Below are 24,274 nucleotides of genomic sequence, written 5' to 3' on the forward strand. Positions count from 1 at the left end.
CGGCCTCACGACCACGTCCAGTCGCGCACCTCGGGCATGTCCTCGAGGTGCGCGACGACGTATTCGCCGTGCCGTTCGAGTTGCCGGAGGCAGAAGTCGGCCAGTTCGCCGGCACCGGACGGTTCCCTCCGCGTGCGTCGCAGCGCCTCGAGGACCAGGTGATAGCGACTCATCCGGTTGAGCACGACCATGTCGAACGGGGTGGTCGTCGTGCCCTGTTCGCTGAAGCCGCGAACGTGGAACCGGTCCGGGGCGGGACGCCCGTGGATCAGCTCGTGGACGGCGCGCGAGTACCCGTGGAACGCGAACACCACGTCCGTGTCCGCGGTGAACAGGTCCAGGAACATGCGCGCGTCGAATCCGTGCGGATGTTCCGTGGGTGTGAGCAACCCCATGAGGTCGACGACGTTGACCACCCGGGTGACCAGTTCCGGCGTGTGCTCGCGCAGCAACTGCGCCGCGGCGAGGATCTCCTGGGTCGGAACGTCCCCGGCGGCCGCGAGCACGACGTCCGGGTCGGCGCCCGCCGGGGCTTCCGTCCCCGCCCACGCCCACACCGACGCCCCGCCCGCGCAGTGCGCATGCGCCTCCGCGAGGGTCAGGTACTGCAGGTGCGGCTGCTTGTCGACGACGATGAGATTGACGTGGTCGGTGCTGCGGAGGCAGTGGTCGGAGATGGACAGCAAGGTGTTCGAGTCCGGTGGCAGCCAGATCCGGACGACGTCCGGTGCGAGCGGGATGACGGCGTCGATCATGCCCGGCCCCTGATGACTGAACCCGTTGTGGTCGTTGCGCCAGCAGGTACTGGTCAGCAGGACGTTCAGCGACGCCACCGGCGCCCGCCACGGCAGATCCACCGCATGCTGCAACCACTTCGTGTGCTGGACGAGCATCGACACGCTCACCATCGCGAACGCCTCGTAGCTGGCGAACAGCCCGTGCCGTCCCGACAGCAGATACCCCTCGAGCCACCCCTCGCAGAGGTGCTCGCTGAGCACCTCCATCACCCGGCCGCGGGCCGACAGCCCGTCGTCGTAGTCCGTGACCGGCAGCTGCCAGCAGCGGTCGGTCACCTCGAACACGGCGCCCAACCGGTTGCTGGACGTTTCGTCCGGGCAGAACAGCCGGAAGTAGCCGCCGCCGTCGGGCGTGGTGGTGGCGGCGTACAGGTCGCGGAGCAGTTCCCCGAGCACCCGGGTGGTCTCGTGGTGGGTGGTGCCGGGCTTCTCGATGGTGAGCGCGTACTTCTCCAGCGGCGGCACGGGAAGATCCGCACGCAGGCGGCCGCCGTTCGCGTACGGCGACGAACCCATCCGCTTGTCGCCCTGCGGCGCCAGCCGCTCGAGGTCCGGAACGAGTGCGCCGAATGAGTCGAACAGTGCGTCCGGTCCGTACGACCGCATCCACTCCTCGAGCTGACGCAGATGCGCCTCGTCGGTCCGCACCCCCGACAGCGGAACCTGATGGGCCCGGTGCGTGCCCTCGACGAGCACGCCGTCGACGGTCCGCGGACCGGTCCAGCCCTTCGGGGTCCGCAGCACGATCGCCGGCCACTTGGCGGCGCTGCGCCTGCCGGCCCGCGCCTCCCGCTGCAGGTCGGAGATCGCGGTGTGCGCGTCGGTGAGGGCGCGATGCAGCGCCGGGAAGACCTGCCGCGGGTCGTCGCCGGAGACGACGGTCGGCGCCCAGCCCTGACCGCCGAGGAACGCCTCGACGTCCGCGTCGCTGCTGCGGCCGTAGACGGTGGGCCCGGCGATCTTCGCTCCGTTGACGTGCAGGATCGGCAGCACCGCTCCGTCACGTTCCGGATTGAGGAAGGCGGGAAGTTTCCACGACCCGGACAGCGGTCCCGTCTCGGCCTCACCGTCTCCGATCACGCACGCCACCAACAGATTCGGGTGATCGAACGCCGCCCCGGCGGCATGCGCGAGAGCGTAGCCGAGTTCGCCGCCCTCGTGGATGCTGCCCGGTGTCTGCACACTGACGTGACTCGGGATGCCACCGGGCGTCGAGAACTGCCGGCAGAGCCGGTGGATACCCGCGGCGTCGCGGGACACGCCCGGATACACCTCCGAGTACGTCCCCTCCAGGTACGTGGCGGCGACGAGCGCCGGACCACCGTGTCCGGGACCCGTCACGTAGAGACAATCGGTGTCGGTCCGGCGGATGAGGCGGTTCAGCAGGGCGTAGATCATCGACAGACCCGGGCTCGTCCCCCAGTGCCCGAGCAGCCGGGGTTTGATGTGTTCCGGGCGCAGCGGCTCACGCAGAAGCGCGTTGTCCTGCAGGTAGATCTGCGCGACCGTCAGATAGTTGGCCGCCGCCCACCACCGCAGGTCCAGCTCGAGATCGGAATCGGAATAGTGCCCGTCGGAGTCCTGCGACCCCAACTGCCGTCCATCGGTCATTCTCGACGCCTCCCCGGGAGTTCGCGAGCGTCCACGTCCTCCCGACACTAGGCGTGTCCGGGCCGCTACCGGGGCGAGTCCACAAAGTAGGGGGACCGATTTGGTCGATCCCACTACCCATGCGCTACGATTGGCCAGCCCAATCGGCACACCGGTTTTCCGGTGCGCCCCCGTAGCTCAGGGGATAGAGCGTTCGCCTCCGGAGCGAAAGGTCGCAGGTTCGAATCCTGCCGGGGGCACCACGAGAAACTGCGTCGCCTGTCGCGGCGCAGCCTTTCTCTCTGGTGCTACCAGTCTTCCCCGAGTGATCTCCTCGGGCTTTGTCGAGAGCTGCAGCCGCGCCGGCAGATGCCGCGCCCACCGATCGAACGCTGGCCTCCTCCATTGCGGGTTCCGCGGTAAGAACTCTCTGCCGAAGACTCTCTCCGGCAGTGTCGACCAAGGGACACCCCTGTGCAGCAACACCGCTCTCATCCACTCACCCTCGGCGTCGTCGCACGTTCGAGTAAGCCCGACGAACGCCGGCTCCCGATCCATCCGCTCCACTTCGACCGGATCGACCCCGACCTCCGTGGCCGCATCCACCTCGAGTACGGCTACGGCGAGCCCTTCGGTGTCTCCGACGAGCAGCTGGCCCTCTCGGTGGGCGGGCTGCGCACCCGGGAGCAGCTGATCGAGCACTCCGACGTCCTCCTGCTGCCCAAACCTCTCGCGAAGGATCTGGCGGACCTGCGTGACGGCCAGATCCTGTGGGGGTGGCCGCACTGCGTCCAGGACACGGAGCTCACCCAGGTGGCCGTCGATCGCCACCTCACGTTGATCGCGTTCGAGGCCATGAACCACTGGAGCGTCGAGGGGTCGTTCCAGCTCCATGTCTTCCACAAGAACAACGAACTCGCCGGATACAGCTCGGTGCTGCACGCCCTGTCGATCGCGGGTTCGACCGGCGACTACGGCCGCCGCCTGCGCGCCGTGGTACTCGGCTTCGGTGCCACCGCCCGCGGCGCCGTCACCGCGCTGAACGCCCTGGGCATCCACGACGTCCACGTCGTCACGCAACGCGGGGTCACCGCCGTGAGCTCGCCGATCCATTCCGCGGAGATCGTGCAGTTCGATCACGACGACGCCGATCCGCGCCGCAGCCACGTCACCACGGACGAGGGCCGGATGCCGCTCGCCGGGTTCCTCGCCCGGCACGACATCATCGTCAACTGCGTCCTACAGGACACGGAATCGCCGCTGACGTTCCTGATCGACTCGGACATCGAGACCCTCCTGCCCGGCAGCCTCGTCGTCGACGTGTCCTGCGACGAGGGAATGGGCTTCAGCTGGGCCCGGCCCACGTCGTTCGCCGATCCGACGTTCATGATCAGTGAGAACGTCCGCTACTACGCGGTCGACCACAGCCCGTCCTACCTGTGGAATTCGGCGACCTGGGAGATCAGCGAGGCCCTGCTCCCCCATCTGGGGACGGTCCTCGACGGACCCGCCGCCTGGGACCGCAGCGACACGATCCGGCGGGCCGTCGAGATCCGCGACGGAGTCGTGCAGAACCCCCGGATCCTGTCGTTCCAGCACCGCGCGGCGGACTACCCGCACCCGGTCGTCGCCTGATCGACCGGACGAACGGGACGCTCGTTCGATCTGACGCGACGAGCGTCCCGTTCGTCCGAGAGGGCGACTGTTCAGGCCGGAGTGCTGCGGCGCATTTCGCGTCGGAGGATTTTCCCACTGGCCGTCTTGGGCAGTTCGTCGACGATCTCGACGCGCCTCGGGGCCTTGTAGCTGGCCAGCCGCTCCCGGCAGTACTCGACGAGGTCGTCCGTCTCGACCGTCTGCCCGGGGCGGAGGCTGACGAACGCGGCGACCGTCTCGCCGCGGTAGCTGTCCGGCTCGCCGACGACCGCGGCCTCCCGGACCGCGGGATGCTGGTACAGGACGTCCTCGACCTCGCGGGGCCAGACCTTGAACCCGGACGCGTTGATCATGTCCTTCTTGCGGTCGACGACGTACACCCAGCCCTGGGCGTCCATGAATCCCACGTCGCCGGTGAGCAGCCGGCCGCCCGGCAGCGACTGCGCCGTGGCGTCCGGTTTGTTCCAGTACGCGGGGACGACCATCGGCCCGTCGACGGCGATCTCCCCGACCTCGAGCGGGCCGAGGTCGTGCCCGTCCTCCCCGACGATCCGGATCACGGCGGAGGGAAGGGGCAGGCCGATCGCCAGCGTGCCCGACGACGGATCGACCGGCGCCTCCAGGTTCGGCGGGACGACGACGCACGGTGCGCTGGTCTCGGTGAGCCCGTAGCCGTTGCGGATGTACTTTCCGGTCAGCTCCCGGAACCGTTCGACGATGGCAGGGGGTAGCGGGGCGCCACCGGACATCACGGCCTCCAGCGAGGCGAAGTGCTCACCGGAGAAGTCGGGGTGGGCCATCAGCGCCATGTAGGCGGTGGACGGGCCGACCATGAACACCGGCCGCTCCCGCTCGAGAGCGTCGAGGACGACCCCTGCCTCGAACCGGTACGCGAGGATCAGCGGCGACGCCAAATCGATCGCGGTGAGCAACTGGCACACCATGCCCGTGATGTGGAACAGCGGCGCGAGCGCGAAGATCGGCGAACCGGCGGGCTTGCTCTCGTACAGGCGCAGGATCGAACTGTTGACGGTGAGATTCCGGTGGGTGTTGGTCGCCCCCTTGGGGACTCCACTCGTTCCGGACGTGTAGGACACGAGCGCGACGTCGTCCGGGACCAGGCCGGAGTCCGCCATGTCGGCTCCCGCGCGCGCCCGGGCCACCTCGAGCAGGTCCGGCACGCCCTCGGCGCGCACCCGGGTCACGCCCCCGAACACCCGTGGGTCGCCGGACGTCTGGATGTCGAGTTCGCTGGCGGTCATCGCGATCCGCACACCCGCGGCGGACGCCCGCTCCGCCACCCGATCGGCCCACGCGTTCTCGCTGCACACGATCGCGGTGACTCCGGCGTCGGTGAGGATGTGGGAGAGCTCGTCCCGGTACATCGGGTTCAGCGGGACGACGACACCGCCTGCCTTCCATGTGCCGAGCAACGCGAGCAGGAACTGCGGGACGTTCTGCAGGTAGATGGCGAGCCGGTCGCCCTTCCCGAATCCGTTCTCGGTGAGGTAGGCGGCCACACCGTCGCTGAGTTCGTCGACCTCGCGGTAGTCGAGGGTGCCGCCGAGGTACCGGATCGCCGGCCCGTCCGGGGCGGATTCGACCGCGGCCGAGAACATGTCGAGCGCTGTCCGGGCGGGGATCTCCCCCACGGAACGCGTGTTCTCGTCGTACCGTTCCATCCAGGGCCTGTCGTCGTACCAGCTCATCGCCGCCGTGCCGCCTCTCGCTCGTTCCGTGTTCCGACTGTGTGAGGTGCTGTTCAGCGTGCTCCCGAGATCCCGCCGTCGACGGGGACGACGGTGCCGGTGAGGTAGGCCCCGGCGCGTGAGGAGAGGAAGATCGCGGTGCCCGCGACGTCTTCCGGGGTGCCGACCCGGCCGAGCGGGACCGATCCCTCGACCGCCTCCTTCCGCTCCGGGTCGTCGAGGACGAACGCCATCATCTTGCTCGGAAACGGTCCGGGGGCAATGGCATTGACGGTGATTCGCTCGGCGGCCAGCGTCGCTGCGAGCTTGCGGGTGAGCATGTGGACCGCGGCCTTGCTCGCCCCGTACGAGAAGTTCTCGCTACCCGACACCACGAGTCCGTCGATCGACCCGATGTTGATCACCCGGGCGGGGTCACCGTCCGTCGCCGCGGCCCGCAGACTCGGCAGCAACGCCTGGGTGAGCATGAACACGCCCTTGACGTTGATGTCGAAGATCTTGTCGAAACCGGCGGCGGGGAAATCGTCGACCGGCGCACCCCACGTCGCTCCGGCGTTGTTCACCAGGACGTCCAGTCGGGGCGACAACTCGGCGACCCGCGCGACGAGCCCCTCGATCCCCTCCTCGGTGGACAGGTCGGCGGGGTGTGCGTGACACGTCCCCGGCCCGGCGGCGGACAGTTCGGCCGCGGCCTTCTCGCACGCCTCGGCCTTGCGGGCGGAGATGATCACGGTCGCTCCGGCCAGGGTGAATCCTTGCGCGATCATCCGGCCGATACCCCGCGAACCTCCGGTGACCACCACGGTCTTGCCTGCGACGTCGAACAGCGAACCTATGTCCATGTGCGTTCCCTTCAGGGTTGGAAGACGACGCGGCCGACGGTGCTGCCGTCACCGAGCCGGCCGATGCCGTCGGCGACGTCAGCGAGCGAGAGCCGCTCGCTGATGAGCGGCGTGATCGCACCGGAGTCGGCGAGACGGGTCAGTTCCTCGTGGCAGTCGGCGATCGCCTGCTGGTTGTACTGCTTGTACAGGCCCCAGTGCAGGCCGATGATCGAGTAGTTCTTGATCAGGGCGTGATTGAGGCCGGGTGTCGGGATGGTGCCGCCGGCGAAACCGATGATCAGGATCCGGCCTTCGAACGCGATGCACTTGGTGGACTTCGCGTAGGCGTCGCCGCCGACCGGGTCGTAGACGACGTCCGCGCCGCGTCCGCCGGTGAATTCCTTGACCAGCGGAACGAAATCGTCGGTGTGCCTGTCGATCACCAGATCCGCCCCCAGCCGGCGGCAGTACTCGACCTTGTCGGCGCCGCCGACGACGCCGATCACCTTCGCTCCCGCGGCTTTGCCCAATTGCACTGCGGCGCTGCCCACTCCGCCCGCGGCGGCGTGGACGAGCAGCGTCTCCCCCGGCTTCAGCTGGGTGCGCCGGTGCAAGGCGAACCAGCTCGTCTGGTAGCCGATGCTCAACGCCGACGCCTCGGCGTCGTCGAGCGCGGACGGGGCGGCGAACGTGTTGGCCTCGTCCATGACGGCCAGCTGGGCGAATCCGCCGCCGGGCAGGTTGGGGTTGCCGATTACCCGGTCGCCGACGGCGAAGCGGGTCACGCCGTCACCGACCTCCAGCACCTCACCGCACAGCTCGACTCCGGGTGTGAACGGCAGCGGCGGCTTGATCTGGTATTCGCCCCGGCACAGCAGCACGTCGGGGAAGTTCGCCGGTGCGGCGAGAACCTTCACCAGCACCTGGCCGGGGCCTGCAGTCGGGTCCGGGACTTCCTCGAGTTGCAGCGCGGTGCGCGGCTCGCCGAGTTCGTGGACACGCCATGCCTTCATGGATTGTTTCCTGACTGTCGGTGATGGAGCTCGGGTTACGCGGGCAGGTCGATCAGGTCGGCGAGGTGCGCGCGGTGACGGTAGGCGGTGCCGAACGCGAGCTGATCGCTCTTCGCCCTCTTCAAATACAGGTGCGCGGGGTATTCCCAGGTCATTCCGATGCCGCCGTGCAGCTGGACGCACTCCTCGGCGGCGTGGACGGCGACGTCACTGCAGTACGCCTGCGCGACGGCGGCCGCGACCTCGGCGTCCGCGTCGCCCCGGGCGGCGGTGTCCGCGGCGTAGCGGGCAGCGGCGGCCGCGGAGGTGACCTCGAGCCACAGGTCGGCGAGGCGGTGCTTGATCGCCTGGAACGACCCGACGGCGCGGCCGAACTGGGTTCGCTCCTTGACGTACGCCAGGGTGGTCTCGAAGCACCACTGCGCAAGCCCGAGCTGCTCGGAGGCGAGCAGTGCGGCGCCGACGACGAGGGCCTCCCGGACCGCCGGCGCGGCGTTGCCGTCGTCGATGCGGGTGGACGCGGCGCCGTCGAACGCGACATCCGACAGTGGCCGGGTCATGTCGAGCGCGAGCACGGGCGTGACCGTGACACCGGCGGTGCCGGCGGGCACCGTGTGCAGTTCGAGTCCGCCCGAACCCAGGGCGGGCACGATCAGGATGTCGGCCTCCGAGACGCCCGCGACGCTGGTCACGGTGCCGGTCAGGGCGTCGCCCTCTCGGCGCACGGTCGGGGTGAACCGCCCCGGTGCGGTCGCGAGCCCGACCGTGAGCGCACCGGTGGTCGTCCCGTCGGCGAGTGCGCCGACCGTTCGCGTGTCCCCCGCCTTCAGCAGCGCGACCGTCGCGAGTACGGCACTGGAAAGGTACGGGACGGGCGCGACGGCACGTCCGATCTCCTCCATGACCACCGCGGCCTCGCGTGCGCCGGCTCCGGCGCCACCCAGGTCCTCGGGAACGAGCAGGCCCGCCAGTCCGAGTTCGACGGCGAGGGATTTCCATACTCCGGAGAAGTCGGCGGGTGCCCGGTCGTACGCCCCGACCACCAGTTCCGGTGGGCAGCGGTCGGCGAGGAGGCGGCGGACGGAGTCGCGCAGGGCGTCTTCCGTGTCGGAGTACAGCAGATCTGCGGTGCTCATCGGGGCAGGTCCTTCCAGGCGATATCCTTGTCGACGCGGTGCTCCGGCGGGAGCCCGAGGACGCGTTCTGCGATGACGTTGCGCAGGATCTCGGACGTGCCGCCCTCGATCGAATTGCCTTTCGCGCGCAGGTACCGGTAGCCGGGTTCACGGCCGGTGAAGTCGACTTTGTCGGGGCGGCGCATCGTCCAGTCGTCGTACCGCAGCCCGGCCTCGCCGTGGAGTTCGATGTCGAAACCCGAGATGGTCTGCGCGAGCCGGGCGAAGGCCAGCTTCAGGCCGGACCCCTCCGGGCCGGGTTGCCCGGCCTCGAGTTGCTGCCGCAGGCGTTCCCCGGTCAGCCGGGCGACCTCCGCTTCGACCCACAGCCGCAGCAGTTCGTCGTGCATCGCTGGGTCGCGGAGTTCGGGTTGCTCCCGCCAGGCCTGTGCGACCGGTCCGATCATGCCGCTCTCGCGGGCGGCCGCGGAACCACCGATCGCGACGCGCTCGTTGTTGAGGGTCGCGGTGGCCACCCGCCAGCCCTGTCCCTCGTCGCCGAGCCGATCGGAATCGGGAATGCGGACGTCGGTGAGGAACACTTCGTTGAACTCGGCTTCACCGGTGATCTGCCGCAACGGCCGGACGTCGATACCCGGATCGCTCATGTCGCACAGGAAGTAGGTGAGCCCGGCGTGCTTGGGCACCGTCGGATCCGTCCGGGCCACGAGGATCGCCATCTGCGCGTTCTGCGCCCCCGACGTCCACACCTTCTGCCCGTTGACCCGCCAGCCGTCACCCTCACGGACGGCTCGCGTCGCGACCGCGGCCAGGTCGGAGCCCGCCCCCGGTTCGCTGAACAACTGGCAGTAGATGTGCTCGCTGGTGAAGATCGGCCGAAGGTACTTCTGCTGTTGTTCCTCGGTGCCGAACGCGGCGATGGTCGGAGCGGCCATGCCCAATCCGATTCCGTTGCGGCCCTTCGCCGGACCGGGCGCTCCGGCGGCCGCGAGTTCGGCGTCGACCTGCGCCTGGAAGCTCTGCGGCAGACCGAGTCCGCCGCGTCCCGGCGGGAAGTGGACCCACGCGAGGCCGGCGTCGAATCGGGCTCCGAGGAATCCGGCCGGATCCGACAGGTCGTTCTGTTCGACGAGGGTCGCGACGCGATCGCTGAGGTCGCGTGCGATCGCCTGTTCGTCAGTGGTCATGTTCCTCAGTCCTTCGGTCCGCCGGCCACGTAGATCACTTGTCCGGACACGAATCCGGCACCCTCACTCGCCAGGAACGACGCAGTGTTGGCGATGTCCTCGGGCTGTCCGACGCGGTTCACGGGGATCTGCGACGCCGCCGCCTTCTTGAAGTCCTCGAATCCGACACCCACCCGTTCGGCGGTGGCGGCGGTCATCTCGGTTTCGATGAAGCCGGGCGCGATCGCGTTGGCGGTGACACCGAACTTGCCCAGCTCGATGGCGAGGGTCTTGGTGAAGCCCTGCATGCCCGCCTTGGCGGCGGAGTAGTTGACCTGCCCGCGGTTACCGAGGGCGGACGTGCTCGAGAGGTTGACGATCCGGCCGAACCCGGCGTCGACCATGTGCTGCTGCACGGCCCGCGACATCAGGAACGCACCGCGCAGGTGCACGTTCATCACCGCGTCCCAGTCGTCGACGGTCATCTTGAACAGCAGGTTGTCGCGGGTGATTCCGGCGTTGTTGATCAGGATCGTCGGGGCACCGAGTTCGGTCGCGACCCGCTCGACTGCCGCGGCGACCGACGCCTCGTCGGCGACGTTCGCGCCCACGGCGAGTGCCCGGCCTCCGGTGGACTCGATCGCGTCGACGGTTGCCGCGCAGGCGGACTCGTCGAGGTCGAGCACGGCCACCCCGTACCCGTCGCTCGCCAGTTTCTTCGCCACCGCGGCACCGATGCCCCGTGCCCCGCCGGTGACGATTGCCGTTCTCTTCATGAAGTTCTCCATCGTCGTGTGATCAGATTCCGGCCCGGGCGGCGATGTCGCACGCCTTGGCCACGAGGTCGTCGATGCGCTCGACGGTCGGGGTGCCCGCGGCCGCCTTGTTCTGCGGTTCGTCCCGCGCGCGGCGCATGACGCCCTCGGCGATGACCGCGACCTTCCACAGGCCGAGGACGTGCCAGAACGCCAGGGCCTCCGGGTCGCGTCCGGTCTCGTCGAGGTACACCCCGGCGATCTCCACCCGATCCGGGAAACCGTCGAGGGTGGACGCGGGGAAGTCGCCGCCGGTGGTCTCGCCCGGCTCCGGCCAGTACGCGAGCAGGCTGCCGACGTCGGCGAGCGGGTCGCCGAGGGTGCACAACTCCCAGTCCAGGGCCGCGGTCACCTCCCCGGTCCGGTGGGACGTGATGACGTTGCGCAGGTGGAAGTCGCCGTGCACCAGTGTCAGTTCCCGCTGCTCCGGTACCGAATCGGTGAGCCGTCGCGTCAGGTCGTCGAGGGCGGGCAGCTCGCGGGTCTTCGACTTCTCCCACTGCCCCGACCACCGCTTGAGCTGACGCTGCGCGTACGGCTTGTGGCTGGCCAGGTCGGTCAGCCCGGTCCGGTCGAGGTCCACCGCGTGGATCTTCGCGAGCGTCCGCGGCAGCGACAGACCGATCGCCCGGCGACGTTCCGGCGTCAGGGACTCCGCGATCGACATGCGATCGACGACCTGTCCGTCGACGAACTCCATCAGCAGCAGCGGTACCTCGGTCACCTCCGGGTCGTCGGTGAGCCCGAACACCCGCGGGGTGGGCACCGCGGTGTCCTCGAGAGCGGAGAGGATCCGCGCCTCCCGGGCGACGTCGTGGGCCGACGCCAGCAGGTGTCCGAGAGGCGGGCGCCGGAGCACCCATCTGCCACCTGCCTCGTCCCGGACGAGGTAGGTGAGGTTCGACTGTCCGAGTCCGATCCGGTCGAAGGTCAGCGGTCCGGCACTGTCGATGCCGAGCGTGCCGAACCAGCGGCTCACGGCCTCGATGTCGATGCCGACGACGTCCACGCTAGACACCGAGCTGGGCCCCCTGCCGGAACGGGAGGGCGTCGCCGAGCAGTTGACCGCCGTCGATCACCATGGTTTCGCCGGTGATCCAGCTCGCGGCATCGGAGACGAGGAACGCGACCGCGGACGCGATGTCCTCGGGTTCACCGATCCGCCCCAGGGCCGTGGACGCCGACACGGCCTGCTCGTGTTCCTTCCACAGTGCCTCGGCCAGCTTGGTCCGCACCACACCCGGGGCGACGGCGTTGACCCGCACCTTCGGTGAGAGTTCCAGTGCCAGTTGCTTGGTGACGTGAATCAGCGCGGCCTTGGACGCGTTGTACAGGCCGATGTTCGCCTCGAAGGCCATGCCGCCGATGGAGGCGGTGTTGACCACGGCGCCGCCGTGCTCGCCCATCCACGCCTTCGTGACGAGCCCGGTCCACAGCACCGGCGCCCAGAGATTCACGTCGAAGGTCTTGGCGAATCGTGCGTGGTCCTGGTCGATGATCGGCCCGTACGAAGGGTTCGTTCCCGCATTGTTGACCAGGATGTCCAGGCTGCCGAAGCGGTCGAGGGTGACGTCGACGCAGCGCCGGGCGGCCTCTTCGTCGACGGCGTGGGCGGCAATTCCGATCGCGGTGCCCCCGACCTCGGCCGCGGCGGCGTCGGCCGATTCCTGGGACCGTGAGGTGAGCACCACGTTGCCGCCAGCGGCCGCGATGGCCTTGGCGACGGCCAGACCGATGCCCCGCGAGGCGCCGGTGACGATCGCGGTGCGTCCGGTGAGGTCGAGTCCGGCCATGTCAGCTCACCGCAACCTTGTGTCCGTTGGTGGAGGCGTTGACGGCGGTGTCGCGGTAGGGCCGGAGTTCCTGCCGCGCGATGGCGCGCTTGTGGACCTCGTCGGGACCATCCGCCAGGCGCAGCGTGCGCAGGTGCGCCCAGGCCATGGCGAGGGGGAAGTCGTCGGTCACACCGGCCCCACCGTGCACCTGAATCGCCCGATCCACAATCTTCAACGCGATATTCGGAGCCGCCACCTTGATCGCCGCGATCTCCGTCCGCGCCTCCTTGTTCCCCACCGTATCCATCAGATACGCCGCCTTCAGCGTCAACAACCGAATCATCTCGATCTCGATCCGCGCCTCCGCAATCCAATCCTGAACATTCGCATTCTCACTGACCGGCTTACCGAACGTCACCCGCGACGACGCCCGACGACACATCAACTCCAACGCCCGCTCCGCCATCCCGATCGCCCGCATGCAATGGTGAATCCGACCCGGACCCAACCGCGCCTGCGAAATCGCGAAACCCTCCCCCTCGCCCTTCAGCACATCCTTGGCCGGCACCCGAACGTCGGCGAAATCGATCTCCGCATGCCCCTCCCGATCCTGATACCCGAACACCGGCAACCCCCGCATCACCGTCACCCCCGGCGCATCGATCGGCACCACCATCATCGACTGCTGCCGATGCGGCGCCGCCGACGGATCCGTCTTCCCCATCACGATCAACACCCGGCAATTCCGGTGCAACGCATTCGACGCGAACCACTTCCGCCCGTTCAGCACATACTCGTCACCGTCCCGGACCATCGACAACTCCACATTCGTCGCATCCGAACTCGCCACCGCCGGCTCCGTCATCGCGAACGCCGACGCCATCGTCCCCTCCAGCAACGGCGTCAGATACTTCTCCTTGTGCTCCGCCGTACCGAACAACTCGAGCACCTCCATGTTGCCCGTATCCGGCGCATTGCAATTGCACGCCTCCGACGCAATATGACTGCGCCCCATGATCTCCGCCAACGGCGCATACTCGAGATTCGTCAACCCCGCACCCGTCCCCGGATGCGGATGAAACAGATTCCACAACCCCCGACGCCGCGCCTCCGCCTTCAACTCCTCCAACACCGGCGGCTGGAAATGCGGATCCCCCGACTCCCGCATCTGCTCCTCGTACACCGCCTCCGCCGGATACACATGCGAATCCATGAACTCCAGCAGATCGGTCTGCAACTGCTGGGCGCGATCCGAGATGTCAAACAGGGACATGGGAACTCCTGACGGGTAGTGAGGGAAACGTGGGTGTGCGCTTGTCGAGGTGACTCTGTACGCCCTCGACGAGATCGGCCCCGCGGAACGCCTGCAACATCAGGCCTTCCGCGCGGGCCACGGACTCGGCGTAGGTGCCGTCCGCATCGTTCTGTAATTGGTCCTTGATGACGGCCATCGACGTCGGGGAGCAGTGCGTCGACAGCCCCTCGGCATAGGCGACCGCGGCGTCGACGACCGCCCCGTCCGGCACGAGGTGGTCGACGAGTCCGATGCGCAGTGCCTCCTCGGCGTCCACCATGCGGCTCGACAGCAACAGGTCGGTGGCGCGGCTGCGTCCCACGAGCCGGGGCAGCAGCCAGGAGATGCCGTATTCGGCGATCAGTCCCCGCTTGGCGAAGGCGGTCGTGAACCGGGCGGACGCCGAGGCGAACCGGACGTCGCAGTAGAGGGCTTCCACCATTCCGAGACCGGCGGCGATCCCGTTGATCGCCCCGATCAGCGGCGTGCGCAGTGTCGCGGGAAGGTCGCGGGGGCGCGGCCGGAGGAGGTCTTCTTCGGAGACGTCACCGACGGCCTGCAGGCGTCCGAGGTCGGCGCCTGCGCAGAACCCGCGCCCGGCGCCGGTCACGACGATCGCGCGTACGCCGGGGTCGTCCTCGGCGTCGCTCAGCAGCGTGAAGTAGCGGTCCTCGAGGTCGTCGGTCCAGGCGTTCAGCTTGTCCGGCCGGTTGAACGTGAGCACCAGGACCGGTCCACGCCGCTCGGCGAGGACCAGGTCTGCGTGCTCGGGTGTCATGCGTGCTCCAGCAGCGAACTCTGGTAGCGGCGCATCCCGCGCAGCCAGCGGTCGTAGTCGGACCCCTTCTGCCGGTACATGGTGAGGACGCTCTCGTGGGGCAGGATCAGGAACGTCTCCCGGTCCACGGCGTCGAGCACGATGTCGGCGACCTGCTCCGGTTGCAGCACGTCGCCTGCCGAGACGACGGCCCGGGTGGCCGCGACGCCGAGTGGATCACCCGAGTTCTCACCCGAGCGCATCAACTTCGTCTCGACTCCCATCGGACAGAGGCAGCTGACCCGAACTCCGTTGTCCCCGTAGGTGACCGACAGCCATTCGGAGAACGCGATGGCCGCATGCTTGGTGACCGCGTAGGTGGCCGAGCCGATTTGAGTGAGGAGACCGGCCGCGGACGCGGTCGACACGAAGTACCCCTCGCCCCGCTCGATCCACTTCGGCACGAGTTGCCGGGCGGCGCGGATGTGGGCGCGGACGTTGACGTCGATCGCGAGATCCCAGCCGGCGTCGTCGGCGTCGAGGCCGGGTGCCCCCGCGATGCCGGCGTTGGCGAAGTAGAGATCGACCGGGCCGAACTCGGTCTCGGCGCGCTCGATGATGCGCCGGATCTGATCGGCGTCCGCGACGTCGGCACCCTCGGCGACGGCCGATCCGGGGTGGCGTGCGTTGATTCCGTCCGCAACCGCGGCTGCGGCGTTCGGATCGAGATCGGCGACCAGCACCTTGGCGCCCTGGTCGGCGAGACGGTCTGCGATCGCCCCGCCGATACCGCCTCCACCGCCGGTCACGATGGCGACCTTCTGTGCAACCTTCACGAGGTGTCCTCTCCTTCGCCGTGCGTTGTGACTCGCGTCTCTCTTTTGTATAGTTGAATCCGTCGTCAAGTTCAAGTGTCGGAGTTCGACGAACACCTCGAAGTTCGATGCAGCCAACGTGACACATCCAGGCCCTGCACCACCCGGAATTGAGGGAGACAGATGACCGACACCACCGCACTGCCCGTTCGCCCCGCGAGCTTCGACGAGCTCACGGCGCTGATCGGCAAGGAGCTGGGCCCCACCGACTGGCACGACGTCACCCAGGAACGTGTCAACGCCTTCGCCGACGCGACCGGCGACCACCAGTGGATTCACATCGACCCCGAGCGCGCCGCCGCCAGCCCACTCGGCGGCACCATCGCGCACGGGCTGTACAGCCTGTCCCTCGGACCGGCGCTGTCGGCGACCCTGCTGCGGTTCGACGGTTTCGCCCACAGCCTGAACTACGGCTACAACAAGGTCCGTTTCCCCGCGCCGGTGCCGGTGGGTTCACGCATCCGGATGCGCGCCACCGTGCAGTCCGCGGAACAGGTCGGGGGCGGCATCCAGGTGACGATGAGCCAGGTCGTCGAGCGCGAGGGCTCCGACAAGCCGGTGGTCGTGTCCGAGTCCGTCGCCCGCGTCGTCGAGGCCGGATAATCCTGCTACCGCGTCGGAGGTTGACGACATGGCAAATGTGATCGATCCGGTGTCCCGCCACGCGGACGCCACTCCCGGCAACATCGCACTACGGGGCGCGGACAGCACCCTGACCTACGGACAGTTGCGCGACGCGAGCACCCGGTATGCGGGCGCACTCACCCGAGCGGGCCTGTCCCCCGGCAGCAGAGTCCTCCTGGCCGCACCCTCCGTGCCCGAATTCGTGGTGGCGTATCTGGGAATTCAGGCGGCGGGGTGCGTCGTGGTCCCGGTGAACACGATGTCCACCCGGCCCGAGACCGAGTACGTCCTCGCCGACGCCGGCGCCGCGCTCGCCATCGTGTGGCACGAACTCGAGCCCGCGATCGGCGACGCCGCGTCGGCGTTGGACATCCCCGCCTGGACGCTCGCACCCGACGCCGCCACACCGGACGCCGAGCCGGTTCCCGTCGTCGAGCGGAGCCGCGACGACACCGCCGCCATCCTCTACACGTCGGGCACCACCGGGCGGCCGAAGGGCGCGGAGCTGACGGTCGGGAACCTGTTGTCCGGCGGTGAGATCGGCGCCGAATGCAGTCGCGGTTCCGGCGACGACCGGACGGGCACCGGGCTTCCCCTTTTCCACGTCTTCGGCCAGGCCTCGGTCATGATGGCGACGTTCACGGGCGGCGGGTCGCTGTCGCTGCTGGCGAGGTTCGACCCGGCCGCGATGCTCGCCCTCCTGCGACGCGACCGGCTCACGATCATGGCCGGGGTGCCGACGATGTGGAACGCGATGCTCCACGCCGCGGACGGCGCCGACTCGCAGGACTTCACGCAGCTCCGCATCGCCATCTCCGGGGGCGCGTCGCTGCCGGGCGAAGTGGCCCGCGAATTCGAGTCCCGCTTCGGGTGCACCATCCTCGAGGGATACGGGCTCACCGAGACCACCGCGTTCGGCACGTTCAACGACATCGACCGCGGCGGCAAGATCGGCTACACCGGACGCGCGGTGCCCCGGCTGGAGGTCGAGGTGCGGGACCACGACGACACCGCCTGCCCTCCCGGCACCGTCGGTGAGGTGTTCGTGAAGGGGGCGACCGTGATGAAGGGCTACTGGAACCGGCCGTCCGACACCGCAGCCGTCCTGGACTCGGACGGCTGGCTGCGCACGGGGGATCTGGGCGAGATCGATGCGGACGGGGATCTGCGCATCGTCGACCGGGTGAAGGACCTCATCATCCGCGGCGGCTACAACGTGTACCCGAGCGAAGTCGAGGAGGTGCTGTACACACACCCCGACATCCTCGAGGCCGCCGTCGTGGGTGTTCCCGACGATCACTACGGCGAGGAGGTGGCCGCGGTCGTGGCCACCGTCCCCGGTTCCGGCCTGGACGGCGGCGAACTGACCAGCTGGGCGCGAGAGCGACTGTCCGCATACAAGATTCCCCGGATCGTCGCGATCGTCGATTCCCTCCCGAAGGGGTCGACCGGAAAGATCCTCAAGCGGTCGATCGACCGGACCGCACTGAAGAACGACGCACTGACCGCAGAAGTACCCGAAAGGTGAACACCGTGACATCCGTGAACAGGCAGGTCCGACTGGCGAAGCGCCCGGTCGGCCGTCCCGACGACTCCACCTGGGAGATCACATCGGAACCGATTCCCGAACCCGCGGACGGCGAATTCACCGTGAAGGTGGACTACGTGTCGCTCGACCCCGCGATGCGCGGGTGGCTCGACGACGTGAAGTCGTACGTGCCGCCGGTGGCGATCGGTGAGGTGATGCGCACCCACGCCGTCGGCCGGGTGGTGGCGTCGAAGAACGCGAAGTTCCCGGAGGGACAGCTCGTCTCCGGGCAGTTCGGTGTGCAGGAGTTCGCGCTCTCCGACGGCCGCGGCGCTCTCGCCGTCGACGAGTCGCTCGCCCCGGCACCGACGTGGCTGGGCGCGCTCGGTTTCCCCGGCATGACCGCCTATTTCGGCCTCACCGATGTCGGCAAGCTGGAGAAGGGCGACACCGTGCTCATCTCGGGGGCGGCCGGAGCGGTCGGGAGTATCGCCGGGCAGATCGCCAAGCTGAAGGGCGCCACCGTGATCGGCATCGCCGGCGGCCCGGAGAAGTGTGCGTGGCTGACCGAGGATCTGGGTTTCGACGCGGCGATCGACTACAAATCCGAATCGGTCGGGAAGGCGCTGCGCGCCGCGGCCCCGGACGGAATCGACATCTATTTCGACAACGTCGGCGGCGAGATCCTCGACGCCGCACTGGCCCGGCTCCGCAAGAACGCCCGGGTCGCGCTGTGCGGTGCGATCTCCGGATACAACGCCACCGACCCGCAGCCCGGCCCGTCCCGGTACCTGTCGCTGCTGGTCAACCGGGCGTCGATGACCGGGTTCATCGTGTTCGACTACCTCGACCGGTTCCCCGAGGGCATGGAGGCGATGTCGGAGTGGATCCGCGCCGGGGAGATCGTGACCCGCGAGCAGGTCGAGACCGGCGGCGTCGAGGCCTTCGGCCGCACACTCAATCTGCTGTTCGACGGCGCCAACACCGGCAAGCTCGTGCTGGAGATCGGCGACCACTGACAGCACACCCGCCCGGAGGGCTCGCCGCGGCCGTCACCGTACTACGGTGGCGGCCGTACCCGTGCGACGACGAGATGACGAGGTAGGCATGCGCGCGATCACCATTTCACGCTTCGGCGCGGTAGACGTCCTCGAGGCGGCCGACCTCGCCGTTCCGGAGCCGGGGCCCGGCCAGGTGAGTATCGATGTGTCGCACGCGGCGGTCGGGTTGGCGGACGTCCTCATGCGGCGTGGTGAATTCGGCGGGACACCACCGATCGTGCCCGGCCTCGAGGTGGCGGGAACGGTGCGGGAAGTCGGTGCCGGCGTGCATCATCTGCGGGTCGGCCAGCCCGTCGTGACGCTCTCTCGCCCCACCGCGGGCGGCTATGCCGAAGTGTCGGTGGCCGATGCGGCCATCACGATCCCGCTGGATTCCGTCGACCCTCGCCTCGATGCCGCCGAGGCGGTGGCGGTGGTCCCGAACACGACCACGGCGCTGCTGTCACTGGAACTCGTGGGCAATGTCGGTCCGGGAAGCCAGGTGCTGATCCACGGCGCCGCAGGTGCCCTCTCGGGCATCACCGCACAGGTGGCCCGTCGGCTCGGCGCCGCGCAGGTGCTGGGCACGGTCCGGTCCTCCCGGCGTGCGGCGGAGGCCGAGCGGTACGGATACGACCTGGTGGTGTCGAGCAACGGATTTCCCAGCGCCCTGTCGGACGCGGGCATCGATTCGGTGGACATCGTCGTGGACCCGGTCGGCGGCCGGTTGCGCGCCGAGAGTCTCGACGTGCTCGCGCCGCTGGGCCGGCTTCTCGCCGTGGGCAATGCGAGCGGAGAGGACGACGTGAAGGTCGGTGCCAACGAGTTGTGGCTCGCCAACCGCGCCGTCCTGGGTTTCAACGTCGGCGGACTGCTGATGCAGGATCCGACTGCCGCGGAGGCCGCCGCGCGCCGCGCGATCGAGTGGGTGGCCGCGGGCGCGGTGAGCATGCCGCACACCACGCTGCCGCTGGCGCAGGCCGCCGAGGCGCACCGCCTGCTCGAATCCGGGGACTGCGAGGGCCGGATCGTGCTGACGGTGCCGGACTGACGGCTGTGGGGTGGCTGGATGCCAGCCACCCCACGCCGCCCGGTAGTCCCGGCTAGTAGAACTGGGCGCCGGGTACGGCGGTGGGATCGTTCCGGACCTCGGCGGTGTTGGTCTCGCGGAGCTTCCACGCGCAAAGGAACGTGACCAGCCCCATCAGTGCGACGAAGACGGCGACGAACGTGGTGGTTCCGGTCTTGGCAATCAGCGCGGTCATGATGAACGGAGTGCCGCCGCTCACCGTGATCGCCGCCAGCTGGTACGCGAGGGACGCCGCCGAGTACCGGACGTTGGGTGCGAACAGTTCACCCATGTATGCGGCGATCGGCCCGTAGGTCATGGACTGGAAGACGCTGCCGACCGTGACGGCGATGAAGAACAGCAGCAGGTTCCGGGTGTTGATCAGCCAGAAGTACGGGAACGCCCACACGATGATCATCGCCGCGCCGATCAGGATCATCGGCCTGCGCCCGATCTTGTCGGACATGTGCCCGGACCACAGCACGACACCGACCGTGAGTCCGGCGCTGAGCAGCGAGATCGCGAGCAGGTCGTTGCGCTTCATTCCCAGTTCCGCGGTGCCGTAGCTGAGCACGCCGGCGATGGAGATGTAGAACAGGGAGTTGGTGGCCGCGAGCAGGCCGCAGCCGAGCAGGATCTTGCGCCAGTGTTCCTTGATCGCCTCCGTCAGCGGTGCGCGGACGACGGTCTTGTTCTTCTTCTGCGCCTCCTCCTGCAGGTCCCGGAATTCGGGGGTGTCCTCGACCTTGGTCTGGATGTAGAGCACGACCGGGAACAGCAGTGCGCTCGCTAAGAACGGGATCCGCCAGCCCCAGCTGAGGAACGCCTCGTTCGAGATCGCCGCGGTGGCGCCGAGGAACACGAGGTTGCCGAGCAGGACGCCGAAGGAGACGCCCATCTGGCCGAAGGTCCCGGAGAATCCCCGGCGCTTCGGGCTCGCCGATTCGGTCAGCAGCAGGACGATCCCGCCCCATTGACCACCGCAGGCGAGGCCCTGGACGAACCGCAGGGCCACCAGCAGGATCGGGGCCGCGACGCCGATGGTCGCGGCACCCGGAAGGCAGCCGATGAGGAACGTCGCCAGTCCCATGAACAGCAGGCAGGTGACGACGGCCGGCTTGCGGCCGTACTTGTCGCCGAAGTGCCCGGCCACGAGGCCGCCGAGTGGGCGTGCGACGAAACCCGCCCAGAACGTGCTGAACGAGAGCAGGGTGCCCATCAACGCCGACGAGTCGGGGAAGAAGACGTGGGGAAAGACCAGTGCCGCAGCGGTTCCGTACAGGAAGAAGTCGTACCACTCGATCGAGCTGCCGACGAGCCCCGCCGCAAGCAGTTTCCGATGCGCACGCTTGCGCGAGACGGCTGTGTCGCCGGCTGCGTCCTTACTCGGCTGCACCGCGGATGTAGTCATCCGATCACTCCTCGAGATAGGTCTTCGTATGGATGTGGGAATGAGACTTTTCAGAACATGACGCCAACTTCAAGTCAGTGAGCGCTTGCTTAGTGTGTTTGAATAGCTGTGTGATGTCAATCACTCGAGGGGATTGATCTTGCCGGATCCGCCGGTGCGGACGAAGCTCGAAACGGCGGAGAGGACCACCGATGACCGAACTGCGAGACGACGTGTCCGCGACCGAGGAGCCGAGCCCGGGTCCGCCGACATCCGAGGAACGCCTGCTCCGGGCGGCGACGACACTGTTCTCCGACAAGGGTTTCGAAGCCACCCGTACGAGGGACATCTCCACCATGGCCGGGATGAGCCCCTCCGCGATGTACGTGCACTTCCCCTCCAAGGAGGATCTGCTGTTCCAGCTCGTCCGCCGGTCGAACGAACGCGCGCTCGCGCTGGTGCTGGAGGCCGTGGCGCCGTTCACCGACCCCATCGACCGTGTCCGGGCACTGGTCCGCGAGTTCAGCATCATGCACGCCCGGAACTTCCGCCGCGCCCGCATCGCCCAGTACGAGAGCAGGCATCTCGACCCCGAACACCGCGAGGTGGTCGCCGAGACCCGGCTCCAGATCCGGGTGGCGGCAATCCGGGAGGTGCAGAACGGGATCGATCAGGGGGTGTTCCTGATCCCCGACCCCCGCGTCGCGGTTCTGGCGATCATGTCGCTCGCGGTGGACATCTGCCGGTGGTACAGCCCCGACGGCGAATTCACACCGGAGGAGTTGGGCGACATCAACGCCGACCTCGTTCTGCGCATCCTCCACGCACCCGGCTACTGACAGCTCCTCACATGCGGTCGGGGACGCGCAGCGCGTTCGTCCACATCCGCGCGAGTCCGGCGGTCAACTGCTCGAACGTGAGCGATCTCCGCTCGCTCGGCGGTCCGACGAAATAGCTGTAGGCCATCCTTCCGACCATGGCGGACAACGCCTTCGACGTCAGCATCGGGTCGAGCGACGCGTCGGCGAGACCGCGGTCCTGCAGATCGGCGATCGCCCGCGCGTTGCGGCGGTAGAACGTCTCGTCCCGTGAGCGTTCCAGTTCACGGAATGCGGGGTCGACGTGCGCGACCTGCTCGAGCAGGGCCAGCAGTCGCGCATTCCGGCGGCACGCGTGCAGGTAGGCGCGGATGCTCGCCTCCACCACCGCGTGCACGTCGCCTTCGTCCGCGACCCGTCCCATGCCCGGATGCAGCAGGTCGTTCTGCGTCACCTCGACGACCGCCGCGAACGCCTCCTCCTTGTTGGTGAAGTAGGTGTAGAACGATCCGGTCGAGAGTCCGGCCTCCTTGCTGATGTCGACGAGACGGGCGTCGAGGTACCCCTCGCGCTCGAACACGACCCGGGCGGCGGCGACGAGACGATCTCGGGTGCGGACGCCCCGGGCCGTGACCGGGGGTGTGGGTGCGATTCGCGGGCGCGACATGTCAGTAGGGGTCGACGTTCTCGAAGTATCGCCGAGGCACCTCGACCAGCATCTCGGTGATCATCTTCTCGGTGACACCCCGCTCGCGGACGTAGGGCAGCACGTCGTTCTCGATGTGCAGGTAGTGCCACTGCGGGAGCGCGGACATCAGGGCGGGGTCGATCCAGTCGATGTAGCAGGAGGCGTCCTGCGACAGGACCATCTGCCCCGCGAATCCCCGGCGGCACATCTCGACGAGCGTGTCGGCACGGGCCTCGAACGTCGTCTCGAGGTTGATCCCGAACCGGTCCATCCCGAGGACGAAGCCGGCCGCGGCGAGGCTGGTCAGATGCTCGATGTCGGTGCTGTCTCCGCTGTGCCCGAGCACGATCCGGTCCGGCCGCACCCCCTCCTCGTCGCACATCACACGTTTGACGTGCACTCCGGCCTCACTACCGGGGTGGGTGTGCACGGTGATGGGCACGCCGGTGCGCCGATGTGCCTTCGCGACGGCCCGCATCACCCGCTCGACACCGGGCGTGGGCCCCTGGTGGTCGATCGCGCACTTGAGCAGTCCCGCGCGGACCCCGGTGTCGCCGATCCCCTCTTCGATGTCCTTCACGAACATGTCCACCATCGGGTCGGGGACCTCGGCACCGACGATCGCATCCAGCGCCGGACCGCGGTAGTGGAAGAAGAACGGCACGTCGTCGTAGGTGTACAGCCCCGTTGCCGCAACGATGTTCAGCTCGGGTAGCTGTTCCGCGACCCGCTGGATGCGCGGAATGTACCGGCCGAGGCCGACGACAGTGGGGTCGACGATGGTCCGGACACCCTGCTCCGCCAGCGCGCGCAGTTTGGTGACGGCGTCGGCGACCCGCTCGTCCTCGCTCCCCCACTCGTCCGGGTAGTTCTGCTGCACGTCGGGCGTAAGCACGAACACGTGCTCGTGCATGTAGGTGCGTCCGAGTTCGGCGCTGTCGATCGGTCCGCGGACCGTGTTGATCTGGCTCATGCAGACTCGCCCTCTCCGGGTGTGACCGTCGTCATACTCCCGAGCTCAGCGTAGAGCTAACTTGAACCTGACGTCAACATTTAGTCAGGAGTGAATACGCCCCGGGCGAGACGGAATCCGACGTCGTCGATGCGATAGGTCGGGTGACTGCGCCGACGCACGGAGGCACGGCAACTCCAGTGCTCGTCGAACCACCCACCGCCGCGCAGCACCCGGTACGTGCCGTACACCTCGGGGTCGTACAGATCCCAGCACCACTCCCACACATTGCCCAGGGTGTCGTGCAGGCCCCAGGCGTTCGGGTGCTTCCCGCCCACGTCCCGCGACCGGCCGTCGGAGTTGCCGCGGTACCACGCGATCGCGTCGAGCGGGCCGTACCGCGGACCCGTGGTGCCCGCCCGGCAGGCGCGTTCCCACTCCGCCTCGGCCGGAAGCCGGTACCCGTCGGCCGTGGTGTCCCACACGACGTCGTCGCCGGTCACGCGATAGGCGGCGGCGAGCCCGCCGCGCTCGGACAGGGTGTTGCAGAACAGGATCGCGTCCCGCCACGACACTCCGTCGACCGGCAGCCGCGTTCCCCGCGTCGTGCCCGGCCACTCGCCGGTGATCTCGGCGTACTCTCCCTGCGTCACAGGGTGGACGGCGATCTCGAAGGCATTCAGCTCGACGCTCCAGCTGCGGGTGGTTCGCCGATCCGACAGCGTGACCTGCCCGGCCGGGACGGCGATCATCGGGCC

At 68.5% G+C, this 24,274-nt stretch carries 22 protein-coding genes and 1 tRNA gene; 7 read left to right on the forward strand and 16 right to left on the reverse strand.

Annotated features, from left to right (window positions below):
• Positions 1-5: 5 nt before the first annotated feature.
• Positions 6-2,408, reverse strand: a complete 2,403-nt coding sequence (locus ACLIVD_RS26390) for a phosphoketolase family protein (RefSeq protein WP_491930869.1) — start codon at positions 2,406-2,408, stop codon at positions 6-8.
• A gap of 166 nt (positions 2,409-2,574) precedes the next feature.
• Here ACLIVD_RS26390 and ACLIVD_RS26395 point away from each other — a divergent pair.
• A tRNA-Arg gene (locus tag ACLIVD_RS26395) sits at positions 2,575-2,650 on the forward strand.
• 211 nt (positions 2,651-2,861) lie between these two features.
• Entirely contained in the window at positions 2,862-4,022 is a 1,161-nt protein-coding gene (locus ACLIVD_RS26400) for a N(5)-(carboxyethyl)ornithine synthase (protein WP_105422760.1), read from the forward strand.
• Between the two features lie 71 nt (positions 4,023-4,093).
• Here the strand turns inward: ACLIVD_RS26400 and ACLIVD_RS26405 are convergent, their stop codons facing one another.
• Genes ACLIVD_RS26405 through ACLIVD_RS26455 form a run of 11 tightly spaced genes read right to left on the reverse strand, consistent with a single transcriptional unit; the run spans position 4,094 to position 15,368 of the window.
• On the reverse strand, positions 4,094-5,752 hold the full coding sequence (locus ACLIVD_RS26405) for an AMP-binding protein (protein WP_491930870.1): 1,659 nt from the start codon (positions 5,750-5,752) through the stop codon (positions 4,094-4,096).
• Between the two features lie 53 nt (positions 5,753-5,805).
• A complete protein-coding gene (locus tag ACLIVD_RS26410) occupies positions 5,806-6,594 on the reverse strand; it encodes a RhlG family 3-oxoacyl-ACP reductase (RefSeq protein ID WP_491930871.1) in 789 nt (262 codons plus the stop codon).
• A gap of 11 nt (positions 6,595-6,605) precedes the next feature.
• Positions 6,606-7,589: an NADPH:quinone oxidoreductase family protein gene (locus ACLIVD_RS26415; protein WP_491930872.1), complete on the reverse strand. Its 984-nt coding sequence runs from the start codon at positions 7,587-7,589 to the stop codon at positions 6,606-6,608.
• Positions 7,590-7,624: 35 nt separating this feature from the next.
• Positions 7,625-8,725, reverse strand: a complete 1,101-nt coding sequence (locus ACLIVD_RS26420; protein ID WP_491930873.1) for an acyl-CoA dehydrogenase family protein — start codon at positions 8,723-8,725, stop codon at positions 7,625-7,627.
• The gene (locus ACLIVD_RS26425) at positions 8,722-9,912 is read right to left on the reverse strand and encodes an acyl-CoA dehydrogenase family protein (protein WP_491930874.1); all 1,191 of its coding nucleotides are present in this window, start codon (positions 9,910-9,912) and stop codon (positions 8,722-8,724) included. The genes ACLIVD_RS26420 and ACLIVD_RS26425 overlap by 4 nt, the downstream gene beginning before the upstream one ends.
• 5 nt (positions 9,913-9,917) lie before the next feature.
• A complete protein-coding gene (gene fabG / locus ACLIVD_RS26430; RefSeq protein WP_271212546.1) occupies positions 9,918-10,679 on the reverse strand; it encodes a 3-oxoacyl-ACP reductase FabG in 762 nt (253 codons plus the stop codon).
• A 10-nt stretch (positions 10,680-10,689) separates the two neighbouring features.
• Positions 10,690-11,724, reverse strand: coding sequence for a phosphotransferase family protein (locus tag ACLIVD_RS26435; protein ID WP_491930875.1), 1,035 nt, complete (start codon positions 11,722-11,724; stop codon positions 10,690-10,692).
• Positions 11,717-12,499: an SDR family oxidoreductase gene (locus ACLIVD_RS26440; protein ID WP_283354679.1), complete on the reverse strand. Its 783-nt coding sequence runs from the start codon at positions 12,497-12,499 to the stop codon at positions 11,717-11,719. The genes ACLIVD_RS26435 and ACLIVD_RS26440 overlap by 8 nt, the downstream gene beginning before the upstream one ends.
• 1 nt (position 12,500) lies before the next feature.
• On the reverse strand, positions 12,501-13,754 hold the full coding sequence (locus ACLIVD_RS26445; protein WP_280783624.1) for an acyl-CoA dehydrogenase family protein: 1,254 nt from the start codon (positions 13,752-13,754) through the stop codon (positions 12,501-12,503).
• Positions 13,741-14,553 (reverse strand): enoyl-CoA hydratase-related protein, encoded by an 813-nt coding sequence (locus ACLIVD_RS26450; RefSeq protein ID WP_491930876.1) that lies wholly within the window; start codon positions 14,551-14,553, stop codon positions 13,741-13,743. The genes ACLIVD_RS26445 and ACLIVD_RS26450 overlap by 14 nt, the downstream gene beginning before the upstream one ends.
• The gene (locus ACLIVD_RS26455) at positions 14,550-15,368 is read right to left on the reverse strand and encodes an SDR family oxidoreductase (RefSeq protein ID WP_491930877.1); all 819 of its coding nucleotides are present in this window, start codon (positions 15,366-15,368) and stop codon (positions 14,550-14,552) included. The genes ACLIVD_RS26450 and ACLIVD_RS26455 overlap by 4 nt, the downstream gene beginning before the upstream one ends.
• Before the next feature lie 162 nt (positions 15,369-15,530).
• Here ACLIVD_RS26455 and ACLIVD_RS26460 point away from each other — a divergent pair, with 162 nt between their 5' ends.
• The 4 genes from ACLIVD_RS26460 (at position 15,531) to ACLIVD_RS26475 (ending at position 19,650) form a co-directional block, all read left to right on the forward strand.
• Positions 15,531-16,010 carry a MaoC family dehydratase gene (locus ACLIVD_RS26460; RefSeq protein WP_005252926.1) on the forward strand — a complete coding sequence of 160 codons (480 nt, stop codon included), beginning with the start codon at positions 15,531-15,533 and terminating at the stop codon, positions 16,008-16,010.
• 28 nt (positions 16,011-16,038) lie between these two features.
• Positions 16,039-17,559, forward strand: a complete 1,521-nt coding sequence (locus ACLIVD_RS26465; RefSeq protein ID WP_283335894.1) for an AMP-binding protein — start codon at positions 16,039-16,041, stop codon at positions 17,557-17,559.
• A 5-nt stretch (positions 17,560-17,564) separates the two neighbouring features.
• Positions 17,565-18,578 carry an NADP-dependent oxidoreductase gene (locus ACLIVD_RS26470; RefSeq protein ID WP_009474199.1) on the forward strand — a complete coding sequence of 338 codons (1,014 nt, stop codon included), beginning with the start codon at positions 17,565-17,567 and terminating at the stop codon, positions 18,576-18,578.
• 88 nt (positions 18,579-18,666) lie between these two features.
• A complete protein-coding gene (locus ACLIVD_RS26475; RefSeq protein ID WP_283335893.1) occupies positions 18,667-19,650 on the forward strand; it encodes a quinone oxidoreductase family protein in 984 nt (327 codons plus the stop codon).
• Positions 19,651-19,702: 52 nt separating this feature from the next.
• Here ACLIVD_RS26475 and ACLIVD_RS26480 read toward each other — a convergent pair whose 3' ends face one another.
• A complete protein-coding gene (locus tag ACLIVD_RS26480) occupies positions 19,703-21,079 on the reverse strand; it encodes an MFS transporter (protein WP_280783629.1) in 1,377 nt (458 codons plus the stop codon).
• A gap of 191 nt (positions 21,080-21,270) precedes the next feature.
• On the opposite strand from ACLIVD_RS26480, the gene ACLIVD_RS26485 reads away from it, so the two are divergent.
• Positions 21,271-21,897 (forward strand): TetR/AcrR family transcriptional regulator, encoded by a 627-nt coding sequence (locus ACLIVD_RS26485; protein ID WP_283335892.1) that lies wholly within the window; start codon positions 21,271-21,273, stop codon positions 21,895-21,897.
• A gap of 7 nt (positions 21,898-21,904) precedes the next feature.
• On the opposite strand, the gene ACLIVD_RS26490 is transcribed toward ACLIVD_RS26485, so the two are convergent.
• The 3 genes from ACLIVD_RS26490 to ACLIVD_RS26500 form a co-directional block, all read right to left on the reverse strand.
• On the reverse strand, positions 21,905-22,543 hold the full coding sequence (locus ACLIVD_RS26490; protein WP_283335891.1) for a TetR/AcrR family transcriptional regulator: 639 nt from the start codon (positions 22,541-22,543) through the stop codon (positions 21,905-21,907).
• 1 nt (position 22,544) lies between these two features.
• Entirely contained in the window at positions 22,545-23,537 is a 993-nt protein-coding gene (locus ACLIVD_RS26495) for a phosphotriesterase family protein (protein WP_491930878.1), read from the reverse strand.
• A gap of 80 nt (positions 23,538-23,617) precedes the next feature.
• Complete coding sequence (locus ACLIVD_RS26500) at positions 23,618-24,268, reverse strand: formylglycine-generating enzyme family protein (protein WP_283335888.1); 651 nt, start codon at positions 24,266-24,268, stop codon at positions 23,618-23,620.
• Positions 24,269-24,274 lie beyond the last annotated feature (6 nt).

Source organism: Rhodococcus sp. G6(2025) (genome assembly GCF_058628105.1).